Origin of the sequence: Hydrogenophaga sp., from assembly GCF_050250835.1 — a bacterium.
GTDB lineage: Bacteria > Pseudomonadota > Gammaproteobacteria > Burkholderiales > Burkholderiaceae_C > Hydrogenophaga.
In genome coordinates, this window is record NZ_JBFWNX010000008.1 from 23,648 (window position 1) to 41,503 (window position 17,856).

16 protein-coding genes are annotated in these 17,856 nt (G+C 67.6%); 15 read left to right on the plus strand and 1 reads right to left on the minus strand.

The annotated features are described in order from the left end of the window. Window positions 1-133 precede the first annotated feature (133 nt). From AB7F11_RS11710 to AB7F11_RS11760, 11 genes are all read left to right on the plus strand, one after another. On the plus strand, window positions 134-1,012 hold the full coding sequence (locus AB7F11_RS11710) for an alpha/beta hydrolase (RefSeq protein WP_428289852.1): 879 nt from the start codon (window positions 134-136) through the stop codon (window positions 1,010-1,012). A gap of 57 nt (window positions 1,013-1,069) precedes the next feature. Beyond that, entirely contained in the window at window positions 1,070-2,320 is a 1,251-nt protein-coding gene (locus AB7F11_RS11715) for a multidrug effflux MFS transporter (protein ID WP_428289851.1), read from the plus strand. After that, window positions 2,317-3,288 carry a tRNA (adenosine(37)-N6)-dimethylallyltransferase MiaA gene (miaA, locus tag AB7F11_RS11720; RefSeq protein WP_428289850.1) on the plus strand — a complete coding sequence of 324 codons (972 nt, stop codon included), beginning with the start codon at window positions 2,317-2,319 and terminating at the stop codon, window positions 3,286-3,288. Before AB7F11_RS11715 ends, miaA begins: the two co-directional genes overlap by 4 nt. Continuing rightward, entirely contained in the window at window positions 3,285-3,941 is a 657-nt protein-coding gene (locus tag AB7F11_RS11725) for an ABC transporter ATP-binding protein (protein WP_428289849.1), read from the plus strand. The genes miaA and AB7F11_RS11725 overlap by 4 nt, the downstream gene beginning before the upstream one ends. A 101-nt stretch (window positions 3,942-4,042) precedes the next feature. Continuing rightward, entirely contained in the window at window positions 4,043-5,524 is a 1,482-nt protein-coding gene (gene zwf / locus AB7F11_RS11730) for a glucose-6-phosphate dehydrogenase (RefSeq protein ID WP_428289848.1), read from the plus strand. A 4-nt stretch (window positions 5,525-5,528) separates the two neighbouring features. After that, the gene (pgl, locus tag AB7F11_RS11735) at window positions 5,529-6,260 is read left to right on the plus strand and encodes a 6-phosphogluconolactonase (protein WP_428289847.1); all 732 of its coding nucleotides are present in this window, start codon (window positions 5,529-5,531) and stop codon (window positions 6,258-6,260) included. Between the two features lie 16 nt (window positions 6,261-6,276). Then, window positions 6,277-8,115 (plus strand): phosphogluconate dehydratase, encoded by a 1,839-nt coding sequence (edd, locus tag AB7F11_RS11740; protein WP_428289846.1) that lies wholly within the window; start codon window positions 6,277-6,279, stop codon window positions 8,113-8,115. A 27-nt stretch (window positions 8,116-8,142) separates the two neighbouring features. Then, window positions 8,143-8,775, plus strand: a complete 633-nt coding sequence (gene eda / locus AB7F11_RS11745) for a bifunctional 4-hydroxy-2-oxoglutarate aldolase/2-dehydro-3-deoxy-phosphogluconate aldolase (protein ID WP_428289845.1) — start codon at window positions 8,143-8,145, stop codon at window positions 8,773-8,775. Beyond that, the gene (gene pgi / locus AB7F11_RS11750) at window positions 8,772-10,349 is read left to right on the plus strand and encodes a glucose-6-phosphate isomerase (protein ID WP_428289844.1); all 1,578 of its coding nucleotides are present in this window, start codon (window positions 8,772-8,774) and stop codon (window positions 10,347-10,349) included. The genes eda and pgi overlap by 4 nt, the downstream gene beginning before the upstream one ends. Before the next feature lie 133 nt (window positions 10,350-10,482). After that, window positions 10,483-10,848 (plus strand): hypothetical protein, encoded by a 366-nt coding sequence (locus AB7F11_RS11755; RefSeq protein ID WP_428289843.1) that lies wholly within the window; start codon window positions 10,483-10,485, stop codon window positions 10,846-10,848. A gap of 116 nt (window positions 10,849-10,964) precedes the next feature. Beyond that, on the plus strand, window positions 10,965-11,378 hold the full coding sequence (locus AB7F11_RS11760; RefSeq protein ID WP_428289842.1) for a hypothetical protein: 414 nt from the start codon (window positions 10,965-10,967) through the stop codon (window positions 11,376-11,378). Window positions 11,379-11,805: 427 nt separating this feature from the next. On the opposite strand, the gene garD is transcribed toward AB7F11_RS11760, so the two are convergent. Then, window positions 11,806-13,443 (minus strand): galactarate dehydratase, encoded by a 1,638-nt coding sequence (gene garD / locus AB7F11_RS11765; RefSeq protein ID WP_428289841.1) that lies wholly within the window; start codon window positions 13,441-13,443, stop codon window positions 11,806-11,808. Between the two features lie 97 nt (window positions 13,444-13,540). On the opposite strand from garD, the gene AB7F11_RS11770 reads away from it, so the two are divergent. The 4 genes from AB7F11_RS11770 (at window position 13,541) to AB7F11_RS11785 (ending at window position 17,847) form a co-directional block, all read left to right on the plus strand. After that, a complete protein-coding gene (locus AB7F11_RS11770) occupies window positions 13,541-14,572 on the plus strand; it encodes a LacI family DNA-binding transcriptional regulator (RefSeq protein WP_428289840.1) in 1,032 nt (343 codons plus the stop codon). Window positions 14,573-14,736: 164 nt separating this feature from the next. Continuing rightward, a complete protein-coding gene (locus AB7F11_RS11775) occupies window positions 14,737-15,687 on the plus strand; it encodes a Bug family tripartite tricarboxylate transporter substrate binding protein (protein ID WP_428289839.1) in 951 nt (316 codons plus the stop codon). 2 nt (window positions 15,688-15,689) lie between these two features. Continuing rightward, entirely contained in the window at window positions 15,690-17,039 is a 1,350-nt protein-coding gene (gudD, locus tag AB7F11_RS11780; protein ID WP_428289838.1) for a glucarate dehydratase, read from the plus strand. Between the two features lie 19 nt (window positions 17,040-17,058). Then, on the plus strand, window positions 17,059-17,847 hold the full coding sequence (locus tag AB7F11_RS11785) for an HpcH/HpaI aldolase family protein (RefSeq protein ID WP_428289837.1): 789 nt from the start codon (window positions 17,059-17,061) through the stop codon (window positions 17,845-17,847). Window positions 17,848-17,856: the final 9 nt, after the last annotated feature.

The window sequence follows — 17,856 nt, forward strand, 5'->3', positions numbered from 1 at the left end:
GGGCGGCCCGGCGGCTGGCCCCTGGCCCCCCACGCTCCGTCACTGCGATGTAACGCTCGTCAGAATGGCATGGAACGTGCACCATGCATGACCGCCCTGAACTTTTTTCCGTTCTGGCGCCTCCATCACCGCCATGAAGCGTCTGCTCGTCACCTTGTTTGCTGCCCTGGCCATGCTGGCAGGGTGTGCGACGCTCGACGAAAAGCAGCGCGCATGGATCTTCCAGCCCTCGGACCGCAGCTGGGCCGGCGGGCTGAGCGCCGCGCAGGGCATGGAAGACATCTGGATCGAATTTCCCTCTCAGGTCACGGGCCAACCGGTCAAGCTGCATGGGCTCTGGGCGCAGAACGAAAACTTCACTCAGCGCAAGGACGCGCCGATCCTGCTGTACCTTCACGGCGCGCGCTTCAATGTCACCGGGTCGGCCTTCCGCGCTCGGCGCATGGAAGAACTGGGTTTCTCGGTGTTGGCCATCGACTACCGGGGTTTCGGCAAGAGCACCAACGATCTGCCTTCGGAAAACATGGCCTACGAAGACGCACGCGCAGCCTGGGACTGGCTGGGCCAGAAGTACCCCGGACGGCCTCGGTACATCTTTGGCCACTCCCTGGGCGGCGCCATTGCCATCGAGCTCGCGGCGCAGGTGAACGATGAGGCAGGCACCGTGGTCGAGGGTACTTTCACCTCGATTCCGGACGTGGTGAGCACCTTCAAATGGGGTTGGCTGCCGGTCTCGCTGCTGATCACGCAGCGCTTTGAAGCGGTCAAGCGGGTGTCCGCCATCGGCTCGCCGCTGCTGGTGGTGCATGGTGGTGAGGATCGGTTGATCCAGCCCGAACTCGGCCGCCGGCTCTATGCGGCTGCCACCGGCCGCAAATCGTTTGTGCTGGTCGAAGGCGGTTCTCACCACAACACCAATTCGGTCGGGCAGGCGCAATACCGCGCTGCCCTGTCGGATCTGTTTGGCCTGGCCCCTTCTGTGCCCGGTGGCGTGGACGTGGTCCGAAACTGATGCCGCACAAGCCCTGACGCAAGGGCTCTCGAGGAAGCTTCTGCTACCCTCGACCGGATGCCCTCCACGTCCGTTTCTTCCCGCATGTCGCCCGGTCTCATCGTGCTGGTGCTGGCGCTTCTGCTGGGCCTGCAGCCCGTCACCACCGATCTGTACCTGCCCGCCCTGCCCTCGATCACGCAGGGCTTTGGTGCGCCGATGTCGCAAGCCCAGCTCACCCTGACCGCGCTGTTGCTGGCCTTTGGCCTGTCGCAGCTGGTGTGGGGTCCGCTGTCGGACCGCTTTGGGCGCCGCCCCATTCTGCTGATGGGCATGGCGGCCTACGTGGCCGCCTCGGTGGGCAGCGCGTTCTCGCCCTCGATGGAGCAGCTCATCGCCTGGCGCGCCGTGCAGGGCGTGGCCTTGGGCGCGGGTGTGATGTGCGCGCGCGCCATCGTGCGCGACCTCTACGCCCCTGCCGATGGCGCACGCGTGATGTCCAAGGGACTGACCGGCCTGGGCGTGATCGCCTGCGCCAGCGCGCCCGTGGGCGGTCTGCTCTCCGACCTGTTTGGCTGGCGCGTTTCCCTGTTGGCGCTGGCCGTGTTCGGCGCCGCCACGCTGGCGGTGCTGACGTGGCGCTTCGAGGAAACCCTGGCGCGCAGGAATCCGGACGCCTTGCACCCCGGCAAGCTGCTGGCCACCTGGGCGCAGATCGCTCGCCACCCCACCTTCTGGGCATTTGCGCTGCTGGCCACTGCGTCCTATGGCGGTCTGTTCACCTTCCTGGCCGGTTCGTCGTTCGTCTTCATCCAGGTGCTCGGCTTGAGCAAGACGCAATACGGGCTGGTGATGTTCAGCATGTCACTGAGCTACATCCTGGGCACCTTTCTGTGCCGGCACCTGCTGCCGCGATTCGGCATTCGCCGCACTGAGGCCATTGCCGGCGGCATGACGCTGATCGCCGGCACCACCATCGGCCTGCTGGCCTGGTCGGGTGTGCAAAGCCCGTGGGCCATCATGGCGCCCTTCTACCTCTTCATGCTCGCGCACGGTGTGCACCAGCCGGTGAGCCAGACCGGCGCCGTGGGGCCTTTTCCGCAGGCTGCAGGAGCGGCCTCGGCGCTCAGCGGTTTCCTCATGATGGTGGCGGCCTTCTTCATGGGTGGCTGGCTGGGTCGCAGCCTGGCTGGCATTGCAGAAGGCACGGGTTCCGTGCTGCCCCTGACCAACGGCATCTGGTTCTGGAGCGTGGTGATTGCTGTCACCGCGTGGACGCTGGTGCAGCGCCACGGCGACCCCAGACCCTTGCCCGTTCGCATGGCATGACGCCGGTTGCGCCTCGTTGCATTGCACTGGCGGGGCCGACGGCCTGCGGCAAGAGTGCGGCCTCGCTGGCGATCGCGCAGCAGTGGCCAGTGGAAATCGTCAGCGTGGACTCGGCGCTGGTGTTCCGCGGCATGGACATCGGTACCGCCAAGCCCAGCGCGGCCGAGCGCGCGCTGGTGCCACACCATCTGATCGACATCATCGACCCACTGCAGAGCTACAGCGCGGCCGACTTCGTGCGCGATGCCAGCGCGCTGGTGGATAAGATTGCCGCACGCGGACGCACCGCGCTGCTGGTGGGCGGCACCATGCTGTACTTCAAGGCCCTGCTCGTCGGCCTGGACGAGATGCCTGCCGCCGATGCCGCCGTGCGCGACGCCATCGACGCCCGCGCCCGCGCAATGGGCTGGCCCGCGCTGCACGCCGAACTGGCGCGCGTGGACCCGGCCACCGCCGCGCGCCTGCCGCCCAACGACGCGCAGCGCATCCAGCGCGCGCTGGAGGTGTACCAGGTCTCGGGCCAGCCGATCTCTGGTTTTCAACGTGGGCGCACCCACAATCCGCAGAGTCCGCTCGCGCCTCAAGATCTGATTTCGCTGGAACCCGTCGAGCGCAGCTGGCTGCATGCACGCATTGAGCAGCGCTTCGACGACATGCTGGCCCATGGCTTCCTCGACGAGGTCCGCCGCCTGCGCGCACGAAGCGACCTCTCGACCGCCTTGCCCTCGATGCGCTGCGTGGGTTATCGCCAGGCCTGGGAACTGATGGACGTGCATGGCCAGTCGCTGACGGCCGCGCAGCAGGCAGAGTTGCGCGATCTCGGCATCTATGCCACGCGCCAGCTGGCCAAGCGCCAGCTCACCTGGCTGCGCTCGATGCCGCAGCGCGAGGTGATTGCCTGCGATGCCCCCGGTGCGCTGGCCCGGGTGATGGCCGCGGTGCGAAGGCGGCTGGGGCCAACCGCATGACGCTGATCGTCAACCAGCTGGGCAAACGCTACGGCGACACGGCGGTGTTCAGCCACGTGAACCTGCGCGTGGAGCGAGGCGAGTTCGTGGCCATCGTGGGCGAGTCGGGCGTGGGCAAGTCCAGCCTGCTCAACTGCCTGGCCGCGCTGGACGACTGGAGCCAGGGCACGATCCGGCACGACGGCGTGGACCTCGGCACGCTCGACGAAACGCAGCGCGCCCACTGGCGGCGCCAGCACCTGGGCTTCGTGTTCCAGGCTTTCCATGTGCTGCCGCACCTGGACGTGGCGCAGAACGTGGGCTTGCCCCTGCTGCTGCTGGGCCAGCCCGATGCGGCGCGCGTGCACGAGATGCTGAAGGCCGTGGGGCTGGGCGAGCTCGGTGCGCGACTGCCCGCCGAACTCTCCGGCGGCCAGTTGCAGCGGGTGGCGATTGCGCGCGCGCTGGTGCATCGGCCCGGCCTGCTGCTGGCCGATGAACCCACCGGCAATCTCGATCCCACCACCGCAGCGCAGGTCATGGACGTGCTGCAGCGGCAAGCCGAGGACAGCGGCGCAGCGCTGCTGCTGGTGACGCATTCCACCGCCGCCGCCGCTCGGGCCCGCCGAGTGCTGCACCTCACCGCCGAAGGCTTGCAGGCTTTCACTTTGTGACTGGGCCTGCGGCCCACATGCGGGTAAGGTGGGGGCTGTTGATGCTTCAATGTAACTTCGTTACATTAGAATCTAAAAATTCAAGTAACTAAATTAGAAGCATGGTCACTTCATCATCTGCCACGGCAGCCGCTTCCGCAGCCCCGCTGGACCTGGTCATCTTCGGCGGCGCCGGCGACCTTTCCGTGCGCAAGTTGCTGCCTGCGCTGTACATGGCGCACCTGCACCACAACCTGCCGGCGTCCACGCGCATCCTCGCGCTCGGCCGTCAACCCTGGGACCGTGCGGCGTTCACCGCCTTCGTCGATGAAAAGGTGCGGGGTTTCATCGACCCCGAGGCGATGGACGCCCAGGCCTGGCCGGCCTTCGTCGAACGCCTGGCCTATGTCTGCCTGGACGCCACCGAAGCCGCCGATTTCAACCGCCTGGGCGCCGCCCTTCAGACCGGCTCGGACCGGGTCTACTACCTGGCCACGGCTCCCACCCTCTTCACCGGCATCTGTGCCAACCTGGCCAGTGCAGGGCTGATCGACCCCCGCTCGCGCGTGGTACTGGAGAAACCCCTCGGCCACGACCTGGCCTCGGCACGTGCCATCAACGACGAGGTGGGCCGTCATTTCAGCGAGGCGCAGACCTTCCGCATCGACCACTACCTGGGCAAGGAGACCGTGCAGAACCTCATGGTGCTGAGGTTTGGCAACACCATCTTCGAACCGCTGTGGCGCAGCCCTTTCATCAAGAGCGTGCAGATCACGGTGGCCGAATCGGTGGGTGTGGGCAGCCGAGCGGGTTTCTACGACGGCACCGGCGCGCTGCGCGACATGCTGCAGAACCACCTGCTGCAACTGCTGTGCATCGTGGCAATGGAACCCCCGGTTTCGCTCGACCCGGACGCCGTGCGCGACGAAAAGCTCAAGGTGCTGCGCTCGCTGCGCCCCATGACCGTGGCCGACGTGGCGCGCGACACCGTGCGCGGCCAGTACACCGCCGGCTCGTCCAATGGCGACAGGGCGGTGGGCTACCACCAGGAAGCCAATGTGCCCGCCGACAGCAACACCGAAACCTTCGTGGCGCTGCGGGCGCACATCAACAACTGGCGCTGGGCCAACGTGCCCATCTTCCTGCGCACCGGCAAGCGCATGGCCGAGCGCCGCTCGGAGATCGTGATCGAGTTCGCCGACCTGCCCTACACCATTTTTCCGGACGCGCCGCGCCAGCCGGTCAACCGACTGATGATCCGGTTGCAGCCGGAAGAACACGTGCAGTTGCAGATGATGGCCAAGGAACCCGGCAGCGGCATGCGCCTGCGCCCGGTGAGCCTGAACCTCGATCTGGAGTCGGCCTTCAGCGCCCGCCGGGCCGAAGCCTACGAACGCCTGCTGATGGACGTGACCAAAGGGCGTCTCACGCACTTCATGCGGCGCGACGAACTCGAGGCGGCATGGAGCTGGGTCGAACCCATCCTGGACGGCTGGAAGAATCTGAACGAAAAGCCTCGGCCGTATGCCGCCGGCAGCTGGGGCCCGGCTGCATCTTCGGCGTTGATGGCACGCGAAGGCTCCGCCTGGGCCGAGGAGGTCTGAGGCCATGAAGGACGACGAGGCGATGCCGCCGACCACCTTGCAGGTACACCCCGCCGGCAGCGCGGCCGAACAGGCCCAGCAGCTGGCGCGCCACATCGCGCGGCGCCTGCGCGAGGCCATCACCGTGCGTGGCCATGCGGTGCTGGCGGTGTCGGGCGGCAAGTCGCCTGTGGCGATGTTTGAACAGTTGCGCGAGCAGGTGCTGGACTGGGCGCGTGTGACGGTGCTGCTGGTGGACGAACGCTGCGTCGCGCACGATCACCCGGAGAGCAACACCGCGCTGGTTCGCACGCACCTGCTGAAGGGTGCCGCAGCAGCGGCCACCTTCGTGCCGTTCTTCGACGCCCTGCCCACCTCACTGAGCGACGCGGCCCTCAACACCCTGGTGGAAACCGCCAACCACCGGCTCGCCGCCCACCCCTGGCCCATGGACCTGGTGGTGCTCGGCATGGGCGAAGACGGTCACACCGCTTCGCTGTTTCCCGGCGCACCAAGGCTGGCACAGGCACTGCGCGGCAGCGGCCCGCTGACCTGGCTGCGCCCCCTCGCCGCGCCGCACGCGCGCCTCACCCTCACCCTGCCCGCCCTGCTGGCCACGCGCGAGCTCGCCCTGTCGATCACCGGTGCGGGCAAGCTCGCCACCTACCAGCAGGCGCGCCTGGGCGCCGATGAGTCCTTGCCGGTCTCGTTGGTGCTCAACCAGTACCAGACGCCGATCAGCGTGTGGCTGGCCTGAACACGGACCCCACAAGATGACCACGATCACGACCCCACCACTTCACCCCACCCTCGATCGCGTCACGCAGCGCATCGTCGAACGCAGCGCGGCCAGCCGTGCCGAATACCTCGAAGCCATGGCTGCGCAGCGCAAGAGCGGCACGCAGCGCGCCGGCATGGGCTGCGCCAACATGGCCCACACCACGGCGGCGTTGCCGGCGGCCGACAAGCTCAAGATCCACGCGGAACGTGCACCGCACATCGGCATCGTCACCGCCTACAACGACATGCTCTCGGCGCACCAGCCGTATGAGACCTACCCGCAGAAGATCCGCGAGCACGCACACGCGATGGGCGCCACCGCGCAGGTGGCGGGCGGCGTGCCAGCCATGTGCGATGGCGTCACGCAGGGCGCAGCCGGCATGGAGCTCTCGCTGTTCTCGCGCGACGTGATCGCGCTCGGCACCGCCGTGGCGCTCTCGCACAACGTGTTCGACGCTGCGCTCATGCTCGGGATCTGCGACAAGATCGTGCCCGGCCTGTTCATGGGCTCGCTTCAATTCGGCCACCTCAGCACCGTGTTCGTACCGGCCGGTCCCATGACCTCTGGCCTCTCGAACGACGCCAAGGCCAAGGTGCGCCAGCAATACGCGCAGGGTCTGGTGGGTCGCGAAGCGCTGCTCGAATCCGAGGCTCAGGCCTACCACAGCCCTGGCACCTGCACCTTCTACGGCACCGCCAACAGCAACCAGATGCTCATGGAGATCATGGGCCTGCACCTGCCGGGTGCGTCCTTCGTCAACCCCGGTACGCCACTGCGCGAGGCGCTCACGCGGGGCGCGGTCAAACGCGCCGTGGCCAACACCGGGCGCACCGGCGAGCCTGCGGTCTGTCTGGCCGACATCGTGACCGAGAAGACCCTGATCAACGGGATCGTGGGCCTGTTGGCCACCGGAGGTTCCACCAACCACACCCTGCACCTCGTGGCCATGGCGCGCGCGGCCGGCGTGCTGGTGGACTGGGACGACTTTGCCGAACTCTCGCACGTGGTGCCGCTGCTGGCGCGTGTCTACCCCAACGGCAGCGCCGACGTGAACCATTTCCACGCGGCCGGCGGCATGGGCTTTCTCATGAAGGAACTCCTTGCGGCGGGCCTGCTGCATGCCGACGTGAACACAGTGATGGGCGCTGGCCTCGACGCCTACGCTCGTGAACCCTGGCTGGACAACGGCCAGCTCGCCTGGCGACCGGTGCCCGAACACAGTGGCGACATGGCCGTGCTGCGCTCGGTGGCAGAACCGTTCAGCGCCGACGGTGGACTGCGTCTTTTGCAAGGCAACCTGGGCCGCAGTGTGGTGAAGGTTTCGGCCGTCAAGCCAGAACACCGCCAGGTGCGCGCGCAAGCCGTGGTGGTGAACGACCAGCACGATCTGCTGGACCTGTTCAACGCCGGCAAGCTCGAACGCGATCTGGTGGCGGTGGTGCGGTATCAGGGGCCGCGAGCCAACGGCATGCCCGAACTGCACAAGCTCACGCCGCCGCTGGCGGTGCTGCAGGACAGGGGCTTCAAGGTGGCGCTGGTCACCGACGGGCGCATGTCCGGCGCTTCGGGCAAGGTGCCAGCGGCCATTCACCTCACCCCTGAATCCCTCGCCGGCGGCCCCATCGCACGCGTGCGCGATGGCGACTGGATCACGCTGGACTGCGAGCGCGGCCTGCTCGAACTGGAGGTGGACGCCGCCACCCTCGCCAAACGCCGAGTGAAGCACCCCGACCTGCGCGGCAACCAGCACGGCAGCGGGCGTGAGCTCTTCAGCCTGTTCCGCCAGCAGGCCAGCGCCGCCGAACTGGGCGCTTCCCCGCTGTTCGGCTGACCACCCCCGACACCAACACGCCAGACCATGAGCACCTGTTTCACCCCTCCCAGCTTCTCCTCCCGCGTGGTTCCGGTCATCGTGCTCAGCGATGCGGCACACGCCGTGCCGCTGGCACATGCGCTGCTTGAAGGCGGCATCGACGTGATGGAAATCACCCTGCGCTCGGACGTGGCGCTCATGGCCATCGAGGCCGTGGCTCGCGCCGTGCCGCAGATGCACCTGGGTGCCGGCACGGTCACGCGCGTGGCCGAGGTGCAGCAGGTGATGAACGCGGGCGCCACTTTCGCGCTCTCTCCGGGTTGCACCGATGCGCTGGTAGAAGCCGTGAAGGCCGCCAACCTGCCCTTCATGCCCGGCGTGATGACACCGGGCGAGGTGATGCGTGCGCGCGACCACGGCTTTCAACTCATGAAGCTCTTTCCCGCCGCGCAGGCCGGCGGCATCGGCATGCTCAAGGCCCTGGGCTCGCCGCTGGCCGACGTGCGCTTCTGCCCCACTGGCGGCGTCGGTACCGACAACCTGCGCGAGCTGCTCAGCCTGCCCAACGTGGCAATGGTCGGCGGCTCCTGGCTCACCCCCGCCGACGCCCTTCGCGATGGCGACTGGGCCCGCATCAAGCGACTGGCCCGCGAAGCCACCACCCTGTCCCACCCATGAACCTGCCCACCTCCCTGCCCGCCTGGACCCGCCTTCAGACCCTGGCCGCCCAACCCATACCGCACCTGCGCGAACTGCTGGCCGAAACGGGCCGCACCACGCGCTTCACCCACAGCGTCGCCGGGATCACGCTCGACGCCAGCCGCCAGCGCCTCACGCCCGCCATCGAGCAAGCCCTGCTCGAACTGGCGCAGCAATCCAGCCTGGCCGAACAGCGCGACGCGATGTTCCGGGGCGACGCCATCAACGCCACCGAAGACCGACCTGTGCTGCACGTCGCGCTGCGTGGCGATCCGCTGCACACCGGCCCCTGGGGCCAGCCGGTGCAGGCCGAAGTGCAGCGCGAACTCAGCCGCGTGTGCGACTTCGCCGAGTCGCTGTCGGCCGGCGCGGTGCGCGGACACACCGGCGAAGCCATCACCGACGTCGTCAACATCGGCATCGGCGGCTCGGACCTGGGGCCCCGGATGGCGACGGAGGCACTGGCCCATCTCGCCCATCCCGCCGTGCCCGGCCCGCGCGTGCACTTCGTCTCCAACCCCGACGCGTGGGCGCTGCACAGCGTGCTGCGCGGGCTGCACGCGGCCCGCACCCTGCTCGTGGTCTCCAGCAAGACTTTCACCACGCAGGAAACGCTCACCAACGCGGCCAGCGCGCAACGCTGGCTTATCGACCACGGCTGTCCCCAGGCCGATCTGCACCTGCACCTCGCGGCCATCACGGCCAGCCCGAACAAGGCCACCCAACTGGGCTACCCCGCTGAGCGCACCTTCCTGTTCTGGGACTGGGTGGGTGGGCGTTATTCGGTCTGGTCGGCGCTGGGCCTGCCGCTGGCACTGGCCATCGGTGCGGCGAACTTCCGCGATTTTCTGGCGGGTGCCCGCGAAATGGACCAGCACTTCGCCGAAGCCCCGCTGGCGCAGAACATGCCCGTGCTGATGGCGCTCAACGGGGTGTGGAACCGCAACTTCCTGCGCCTGCCCACCCATCTCATCGTGCCCTACGCGTCGAGGCTGGCGCGCTTCACGCCCTTCGTGCAGCAGATGGACATGGAGTCCAACGGCAAACGCACCCACATCGACGGCACGCCCGCCAAGGTGGACACCGGCCCCATCGTCTGGGGCGGCCTGGGCATCGACGGCCAGCACGCCTATTTCCAGCTCGTTCACCAAGGGCAACACACCGTGCCGGTGGACTTCATCGGCGTGAACAACGAAGACACGCCCCTGCCCCTGGCCGCCACGCATCACGCAGTGGTGAACCTCAACCTGCGCGCCCAGGCCGAAGCGATGGCGTGCGGGCGCAACCTGCAGGCCACACAGGCCGCGCTGGAAAAGGAAGGCATGGACCCCGCGCGCGCCGCCGTCCTGGCGCCGCACCGCTGCTTCGAGGGCAACATTCCCAGCCATGTGCTTTGGCTCGACCGCCTGGACCCCCAGCGGCTGGGCGCGCTCATCGCGCTGTACGAGCACAAGGTGTTCACCCAGGCTGCGATCTGGCGCATCAACGCCTTTGACCAGTGGGGCGTGGAACTGGGCAAGACCATGGCAAAGGCCATGGCCTCAGAAAACTGACCAGGTTCACAGGCACGACAAGCCGTTTCACACCAGGGGGGTCAGAAGCCCTGCCCCGCTGGGTATAAAATGCGCTGCCCGAAGCGGGTTGAATGTCCCAGCCCCCTGGCTTGTCCGCCATAGGAACCTTCGCATGCACAGCAGCGTCAAGACCTTTCTCAGCAGCCTGACGTCGATCCTGACGTCGAGCAACGCAGAATCGACGCCCAAAGCCCCAGACCCGCATGCGATGCTTTTGATCCAGAAGTCCATGTTGAGGCTTCTCGGCGTGCGTGGGGGCGAGCAGAACCCAGATCTCGAACATCGGATCCGCTACGCGCCCAGCATTGAAGCCTTGTGGTTCCTGCGCGCCGACCTGGCCCAGGCCCTTTGCCTGCAACGCGACGAAACCAGTGCGCTGCAGGCGGTTTCCGATCTCACCCCGCTGTTTGAAGGCAACATTGCCAAGACGCAGCTTCAGTCGTACCAGCGCGGCCAGCGCCGAGGTCCGCGCGGCTGAACCAACCCGTTGATCGGGGTCGGACAAGGACTACAGACCCTGCCGCGAAGCCGCACCAACATGGTGGTCCCGGGCGATGCCATGCCATCGCCTCCGACATTCGGAAAGGACACACCGTGATCACCTCCACACGCCACCACCTGCGCACCTGCATTGCCGCCGCCGCGCTCGCCATCTCGCTGCCTGCCTGGGCGGCCAGCAGCGCCGACAAGGCCTCCATCGAAGCCAACTACAAGGCTGCACGCTCAGCCTGCCAAAGCATCGCCGCACCGGCGGACCGCACCAACTGCCTGCGCGACGCGGGCGCCGCCCGGGCCCAGGCGCTGCGCACGGGAAAGACTTCCATCACCACGCCCGCACAGCGCGAGCGAAACGCCCTGCTGCGCTGCCAGGTGCACAAGACACCAGAAGACCGTGCCATCTGCGAACGCATGGCGCGCGGTGAGGGCTCGGTTTCGGGTTCCGTGCAAAGCGGCGGCACGATCCGCGAACTCACCACGCAGATTCCTGCCCCCTCGCAGCCTAGATAAGCCCCCACGCTCCGCCGCTGCGCGGGTCGCTGCCCCCCGAGGGGGCTGGGCCTGCCTTGGGAGCGGCCCGGCGGCTGGCCCTGGCCCCCACGCTCCGCCGCTGCGCGGGTCGCTGCCCTCCGAGGGGGCTGGGCCTGCCTTGGGAGCGGCCCTGCGGCTGGCCCCTGGCCCCCACGCTCCGCCGCTGCGCGGGTCGCTGCCCCCCCGAGGGGCTGGGCCTGCCTTGGGAGCGGCCCGGCGGCTGGCCCTGGCCCCCACGCTCCGCCGCTGCGCGGGTCGCTGCCCCCCGAGGGGGCTGGGCCTGCCTTGGGAGCGGCCCGGCGGCTGGCCCCTGGCCCCCACGCTCCGCCGCTGCGCGGGTCGCTGCCCCCCGAGGGGCTGGCTTCGCTGGGGCGGCCCGACGCTTAGGCCTGTCGGCCAAAGCCCATCAGGTCACCGGCGCGGGGTTGAACAGCACCAGTGCGTTGTGCAGCTTCCAGCGCTCGGCCCAGGTCTGCTTGCGACCACTGGCCACGTCGAGCATGAGGCGGAAAAGCTCCCAGCCCACGTCCTCGATGCTGGCTGTGCCATCGGCGATGGTGCCGGCATTGAGGTCCATGAGGTCATGCCAGCGGCGCGCCAGGTCGCTTCGAGTGGCGACCTTGATGACGGGCACTGGCGCCAGGCCATAGGGCGTGCCCCGGCCGGTGGTGAACACGTGCAGGTTCATGCCAGCGGCCACTTGCAAGGTGCCGCAGATGAAGTCGCTCGCTGGCGTGGCCGCATAGGTCAGGCCCTTCACTTTCAGCTTCTCGCCAGGTGAGAGCACGTTGCCGATCGGCGCACTGCCGGACTTCACGATCGAGCCCATGGCTTTTTCAACGATGTTGGAGAGGCCGCCCTTCTTGTTGCCCGGTGTGGTGTTGGCACTGCGGTCCACGCTGCCGCGCTTCAGGTAGTCGTCGTACCAGGCCATCTCGCGCACCATGGCCTGCGCCACTTCGGGCGTGGTGGCGCGTGCGGTGAGCTGGGCGATGCCGTCGCGCACTTCGGTGGTCTCGGAGAACATCACGCTGGCGCCTGCGCGCACCAGCAGGTCGGTGCAGAAGCCCACGGCCGGGTTGGCGGTGACGCCGGAAAACGCGTCGCTGCCACCGCACTGCACACCCACCACGAGCTCGCTGGCGGGCACGGTCTCGCGCCGCCGCGCGTTCAGGCGCTTCAGGTGCTCCTCGGCCTGGCGCAGGATGGAATCGACCATCGACATGAATCCAACGTGGGCCTCGTCCTGCAGACAGATGGTGTCCACCCCCCCTGCGCCGCTTCGCGTCACCCCACCTTGCAGGGGGGACACACCCAGTGGCCCGGCGGAGCCGGTTCCACGGGTGTCCTGGATCGGTATGACGTCTGGAGGAAACAGGCGCTCCGGCTGCAGCTTCTCGCAACCCAGGCTGACCACCATCACCTCGCCACCAAAATTGGGGTTCAGGCTGATGTGGCGCAGCGTGCGGATGGGAATGACCGCATCGGGCGCGTCGATGGCCACGCCGCAGCCGTAGCCATGCTCCAGCGCCACCACGCCATCCACGTTCGGGTACCTGGGCAGCAACTCGCTGCGGATGCGCTGTACGGCGAAGTCGGTGACGCCGGCCACGCACTGCACGGTCTGTGTGATGGCCAGAATGTTGCGCGTGCCCACCGAGCCGTCGGCATTGCGGTAGCCCTCGAAGGTGTAACCCTCCAGCGGCGGCAGCGGCTCGGGCTTGAAGGTGGCCATGGGCAGGTCTTCGAGGCCGCGTGCGGCGGGCATCTTCAGCAGGCGCTCGTGTACCCAGCTGCCAGCGGGAATGTCGTCGAGCGCGAACCCGATCGGCACGCCGTAGCGAAGCACGGGTCCACCACGCGGCAGGTCCACCAGCGCCACCTTGTGCCCCTGCGGCACTTTTTCGCGCAGCACCGGTCCACCGGGCAGTGCGGTGCCAGGAGGCAGGCCGCCGTCGTTGGCGACGATGGCGACGTTGTCGCGCTCGTGCATGCGAATGCCCAGGGGCGGCGCAGCCAACTGCGAGGCAAAGGTTTCCGACATCCGCTTCTCCTATGATTCAAGCGCACATCCTGCACGCTCCGGCCGTTTCCGGCTACGATCGTCCACAAATTGGTACCGGTACCATTTTAAGCCGCAAATGAAAGAATCCGACAACACCCGGCGTGCGCGCCGAGGCAGCGGGGCCATCACCCTGCGCGACGTGGCCCGGCTGGCCGGCGTCGCGCCCATCACCGCTTCGCGCGTGCTCAACACACCCGAACAGGTGTCGGCCGACGTGCGGCAGAAGGTGCTGGAGGCGGTGCAGAAGACCGGCTACGTGCCCAACCGCATGGCCGGCGGCCTGGCGTCCTCGCGCAGCCGGCTGATCGCGGCGGTGGTGCCCAGCACAGTGATGTCGGTCTTCATGCCCACCATCGAATCGCTCAATGGCACGTTGTTCGATGCGGGCTACCAGCTCATGCTGGGGCAGTCGGGCTACTCCGCCAGCCGAGAGGAGTCGCTGCTGGAAGCGATCATCGGCCGGCGGCCAGACGGCATCTTCCTCACCGGCATCCTGCGCCCCGGCCTGGGCCGCACACGGCTGCTGGCTTCGGGCATTCCCGTGGTGGAGACCTGGGACCTGACGCCGACACCCATCGACATGCTGGTGGGTTTCTCACACAACGACATCGGCCGCGAGGTGGCGCGCTTCCTCATGGCAAAGGGTCGAAGACGCCTGGCGCTCATTCGCGCGGAAGACGAGCGTGCGGACCGGCGTGCCACGGCGTTTGCCGATGCGGTGGCACGCGCCGGGCTGGGAACGGTGGCGGTGGTGAATGTGGGTGCCTCGCGCTCGTTAGGCAGTGGCCGTGAGGCCTTGGGCCGTTTGCTGGCACAGGCGCCCGATGTGGACGCGGTGTTCTGCAGTTCGGACTTGCTGGCGCTGGGGGTTTTGACCGAGGCGCGGGTGCGCGGCATTTCCATACCCGAGCGCCTGGCCATCGTGGGATTTGGCGACGTGCCCTTTGCTGCCGACATGGCGCCAGCGCTGAGCACGGTGCGGATCAACGGTGTGGACATCGGTCGCCTGGCGGCACAGTTTCTGATCGACCGGGCCGAGGGGCGGGAGGTGGCGCACCGGGTGGTCGACGTCGGGTTCTCGATCGTGGAGCGGGATACGACTTCCTGAGTTCTCTCCGGTGGGTCCGGTCGTGTGCGCCGGGGGATTACGGCTGCAGGAAAAACCCGTTGACGGCGGAAGATGGTACCGGTACCATTCGCCCCAACTTCATCTGGTACCGGTACCAAGTGAAGTCCATCCAGCCCGATTTCCCAACGACAGGAGACTCCACCATGAAGCAACTGCTTTGCGCGCTAGGCGCATCCATGACCCTCACTGCGGCCATGGCCTGGCCCGACAAAACCGTCACCCTCGTGGTGCCCTTCCCGCCCGGAGGTTCGACCGATGTGATCGCGCGCACCCTCCAGCCCAAACTGCAGGAAAAGCTCGGCGGCACCTTCGTGGTGGAAAACAAGGCCGGCGCCACCGGCACCATCGGCGCGACCCATGTGGTGCGCTCCGTGCCCGATGGCCACACGCTGTTCGTCTCCTCGCTGGGTCCCTTTGTGATCGCGCCCCACCTTTTCAAGGTGAGCTACGACGCCCCCAGGGAATTCGACTTCATCTCCGTGGCTGTGCAGGCACCCAACGTGCTCGTGGTGCCCGCCGCTTCCGCCCACAAGAGCATGGCCGACGTGATGGCTTTCCAGAAGGCCAACCCCGGCAAGATGACGTTTGCCTCGTCCGGCAACGGCAGCAGCGACCACCTTACTGCCGAGCTCTACTGGCAACAGACCGGCACCAGTGGCGTGCATGTGCCCTACAAGGGCGGCGGCCCCGTGATGACCGATCTGCTGGGCAACCAGGTGGATTCTTCGTTCATGAACATCAACACCGCCATGCCGCAGATTCGCGCCGGCAAGCTGCGCGCGCTCTCCATCACCAGCGCCCAGCGCTCCCCGCTGCTGCCCGACGTGCCCACGCTCGACGAGCTCGGCATCAAGGACGCCAACGTCTACTCCTGGCAGGCTGTGGCCGGACCCAAGGGCATGCCGGCCGATGTGAAAGCCAGGCTGCACGCCGCCATCCGCGACGCGCTGAACGATCCGGCCGTCAAACCCAAGCTGCTGGAAGTGGGCTTCGAGGTGGTGGCCAGCACGCCAGAGCAGTTCACCGCGTTCCAGGCGGCGGAGTTCGCCCGCTGGCAAAAGCTGATCCAGACGCGCAACATCAAAGCCGACTGATCATGCTGAGTCCCGTCACCGTGTCCGCCTCCACGCCCCGCGTCACCGACCTGCGTGCCATACCGGTGGCCGGGCGCGACAGCATGTTGCTCAACCTGAGCGGGGCGCATGCCCCGTTCTTCACACGCAACCTGCTCGTCCTCACCGACAGTGCCGGGCGCACGGGGGTGGGTGAAGTGCCCGGGGGCGAGAAGATCCGCAAGACGCTGGAAGACGCGCGCGAGTTGGTGGTGGGTCAACCGATTGGCGACCACCAGCGCCTGCTGCGCGAATTGCACAGCCGCTTTGCCGACCGGGATTCGTGCGGGCGCGGATTGCAGACCTTCGACCTGCGCACCACCATCCACGCAGTCACCGCCGTGGAAAGCGCTCTGCTCGATCTGCTGGGCCAGCACCTGGAGGTGCCCGTGGCGGCACTGCTGGGCGAAGGCCAGCAGCGCGATGCGGTGGAGATGCTGGGCTACCTGTTCTACATCGGCGACCGGACGAAGACGGATCTGCCCTATGCCAGCGAACCCGATGGCGCCGACGCCTGGAGCCGCCTGCGCCACGAAGAGGCCATGACGCCCGAAGCGGTGGTGCGCCTGGCCGAAGCCGCACGTGAACGTTACGGCTTCAACGACTTCAAGCTCAAGGGCGGCGTGCTGCGCGGCGACGAGGAAGTGGAGGCGGTGATCGCGTTGCACGAACGCTTTGCGCAGGCCCGCGTCACCCTGGACCCCAATGGCGGCTGGCTGCTCAAGGATGCGATCCGCCTGGGCCAGCGCATGCGCGGTGTGGTCGCCTACGCCGAAGACCCCTGCGGCGCCGAGGACGGGTTTTCAGGCCGCGAGGTGATGGCGGAGTTCCGCCGCGCCACCGGCTTGCCCACGGCCACCAACATGATCGCCACCGACTGGCGCCAGCTCACGCATGCGCTCTCGCTGCAATCGGTCGACATTCCGCTGGCCGACCCGCACTTCTGGACCATGGCCGGCAGTGTGCGCGTGGCACAGACCTGCCGTGACTGGGGCCTGACCTGGGGCTCGCACTCCAACAACCATTACGACGTGTCGCTCGCCATGTTCACCCACGTGGGCGCCGCCGCACCTGGCAAGGTCACGGCCATCGACACCCACTGGATCTGGCAGGATGGCCAGCGCCTGACGAAAGAACCGCTGAAAATCGTGGGCGGCCATGTGCAGGTGCCGAAGAAACCAGGCCTGGGCGTGGAACTCGACATGGCCGAGGTCGACAAGGCGCACCAGCTCTACCTCCAGCACGGCCTGGGCGCACGAGACGATGCGATCGCCATGCAGTACCTGATGCCAAACTGGACCTTCAACCCCAAGCGCCCGGCGCTGGACCGATGAACCACAACTTCTCCATCTCATGAGACCGAACCGACTGCGACAGATCTGGGCCGCTGGCGGCGCGGTGGCCAATGGCTGGCTCGCCATTCCCAACAGCTTTTCTGCCGAGACCATGGCCCACCAGGGCTGGGACTCGCTCACCATCGACCTGCAGCACGGCGTGGTCGACTACCAGGCCATGGTGGGCATGCTGCAAGCGATCTCCACCACCGACACCGTGCCCGTGGTGCGCGTGCCGTGGCTGGAGCCCGGCATTCTCATGAAGACGCTGGACGCCGGTGCCTACGGCGTGATCTGCCCCATGGTGAACACGCGCGAAGACGCGCAGAAGCTGGTGGCGTACACGCACTATGCGCCACGCGGCACGCGCAGCTTCGGCCCGGTGCGAGCCCTCCTCTACGGCGGCGCCGATTACCCGAAGCACGCCAACGACACCATCGTCACCTTCGCGATGATCGAGACGGCGCAGGCCCTCGACAACCTGGAAGACATCCTTTCGGTGCCCGGCCTGGACGCGATCTACATCGGCCCGTCCGATCTCTCGCTGGCACTCGGCTGCAACCCGACCTTCGACGATCTCGACCCCAAGGCGGCGGCGGCGGTCGAACACATCCTGGCGCGAGCCAGGGCACACGGCCTGGTGGCTGGCATCCACAATGGCTCGCCCGAAGCGGCGGCACGCCGCATCGCCATGGGCTTCCAGTTCGTCACCATCAGCTCGGATGCCCGCCTCATCGCCGCCGGCTCGCAACAGGTGCTGTCCACGCTGCGCGCCACCCATCCGCGCACCACGCCGGACGGCTACTGAACACCTCCT

Excerpts from the sequence above, each read along its gene's own strand:
- miaA (WP_428289850.1), top strand. The coding sequence starts at position 2,317 with ATGACGCCGGTTGCGCCTCGTTGCATTGCACTGGCGGGGCCGACGGCC.
- AB7F11_RS11785 (WP_428289837.1), top strand. The coding sequence starts at position 17,059 with ATGAGACCGAACCGACTGCGACAGATCTGGGCCGCTGGCGGCGCGGTG.
- pgi (WP_428289844.1), top strand. The coding sequence starts at position 8,772 with ATGAACCTGCCCACCTCCCTGCCCGCCTGGACCCGCCTTCAGACCCTG.
- pgl (WP_428289847.1), top strand. The coding sequence starts at position 5,529 with ATGAAGGACGACGAGGCGATGCCGCCGACCACCTTGCAGGTACACCCC.
- AB7F11_RS11725 (WP_428289849.1), top strand. The coding sequence starts at position 3,285 with ATGACGCTGATCGTCAACCAGCTGGGCAAACGCTACGGCGACACGGCG.
- AB7F11_RS11755 (WP_428289843.1), top strand. The coding sequence starts at position 10,483 with ATGCACAGCAGCGTCAAGACCTTTCTCAGCAGCCTGACGTCGATCCTG.
- zwf (WP_428289848.1), top strand. The coding sequence starts at position 4,043 with ATGGTCACTTCATCATCTGCCACGGCAGCCGCTTCCGCAGCCCCGCTG.
- edd (WP_428289846.1), top strand. The coding sequence starts at position 6,277 with ATGACCACGATCACGACCCCACCACTTCACCCCACCCTCGATCGCGTC.
- AB7F11_RS11715 (WP_428289851.1), top strand. The coding sequence starts at position 1,070 with ATGCCCTCCACGTCCGTTTCTTCCCGCATGTCGCCCGGTCTCATCGTG.
- gudD (WP_428289838.1), top strand. The coding sequence starts at position 15,690 with ATGCTGAGTCCCGTCACCGTGTCCGCCTCCACGCCCCGCGTCACCGAC.
- garD (WP_428289841.1), bottom strand. The coding sequence starts at position 13,443 with ATGTCGGAAACCTTTGCCTCGCAGTTGGCTGCGCCGCCCCTGGGCATT.
- AB7F11_RS11775 (WP_428289839.1), top strand. The coding sequence starts at position 14,737 with ATGAAGCAACTGCTTTGCGCGCTAGGCGCATCCATGACCCTCACTGCG.
- AB7F11_RS11770 (WP_428289840.1), top strand. The coding sequence starts at position 13,541 with ATGAAAGAATCCGACAACACCCGGCGTGCGCGCCGAGGCAGCGGGGCC.
- AB7F11_RS11710 (WP_428289852.1), top strand. The coding sequence starts at position 134 with ATGAAGCGTCTGCTCGTCACCTTGTTTGCTGCCCTGGCCATGCTGGCA.
- eda (WP_428289845.1), top strand. The coding sequence starts at position 8,143 with ATGAGCACCTGTTTCACCCCTCCCAGCTTCTCCTCCCGCGTGGTTCCG.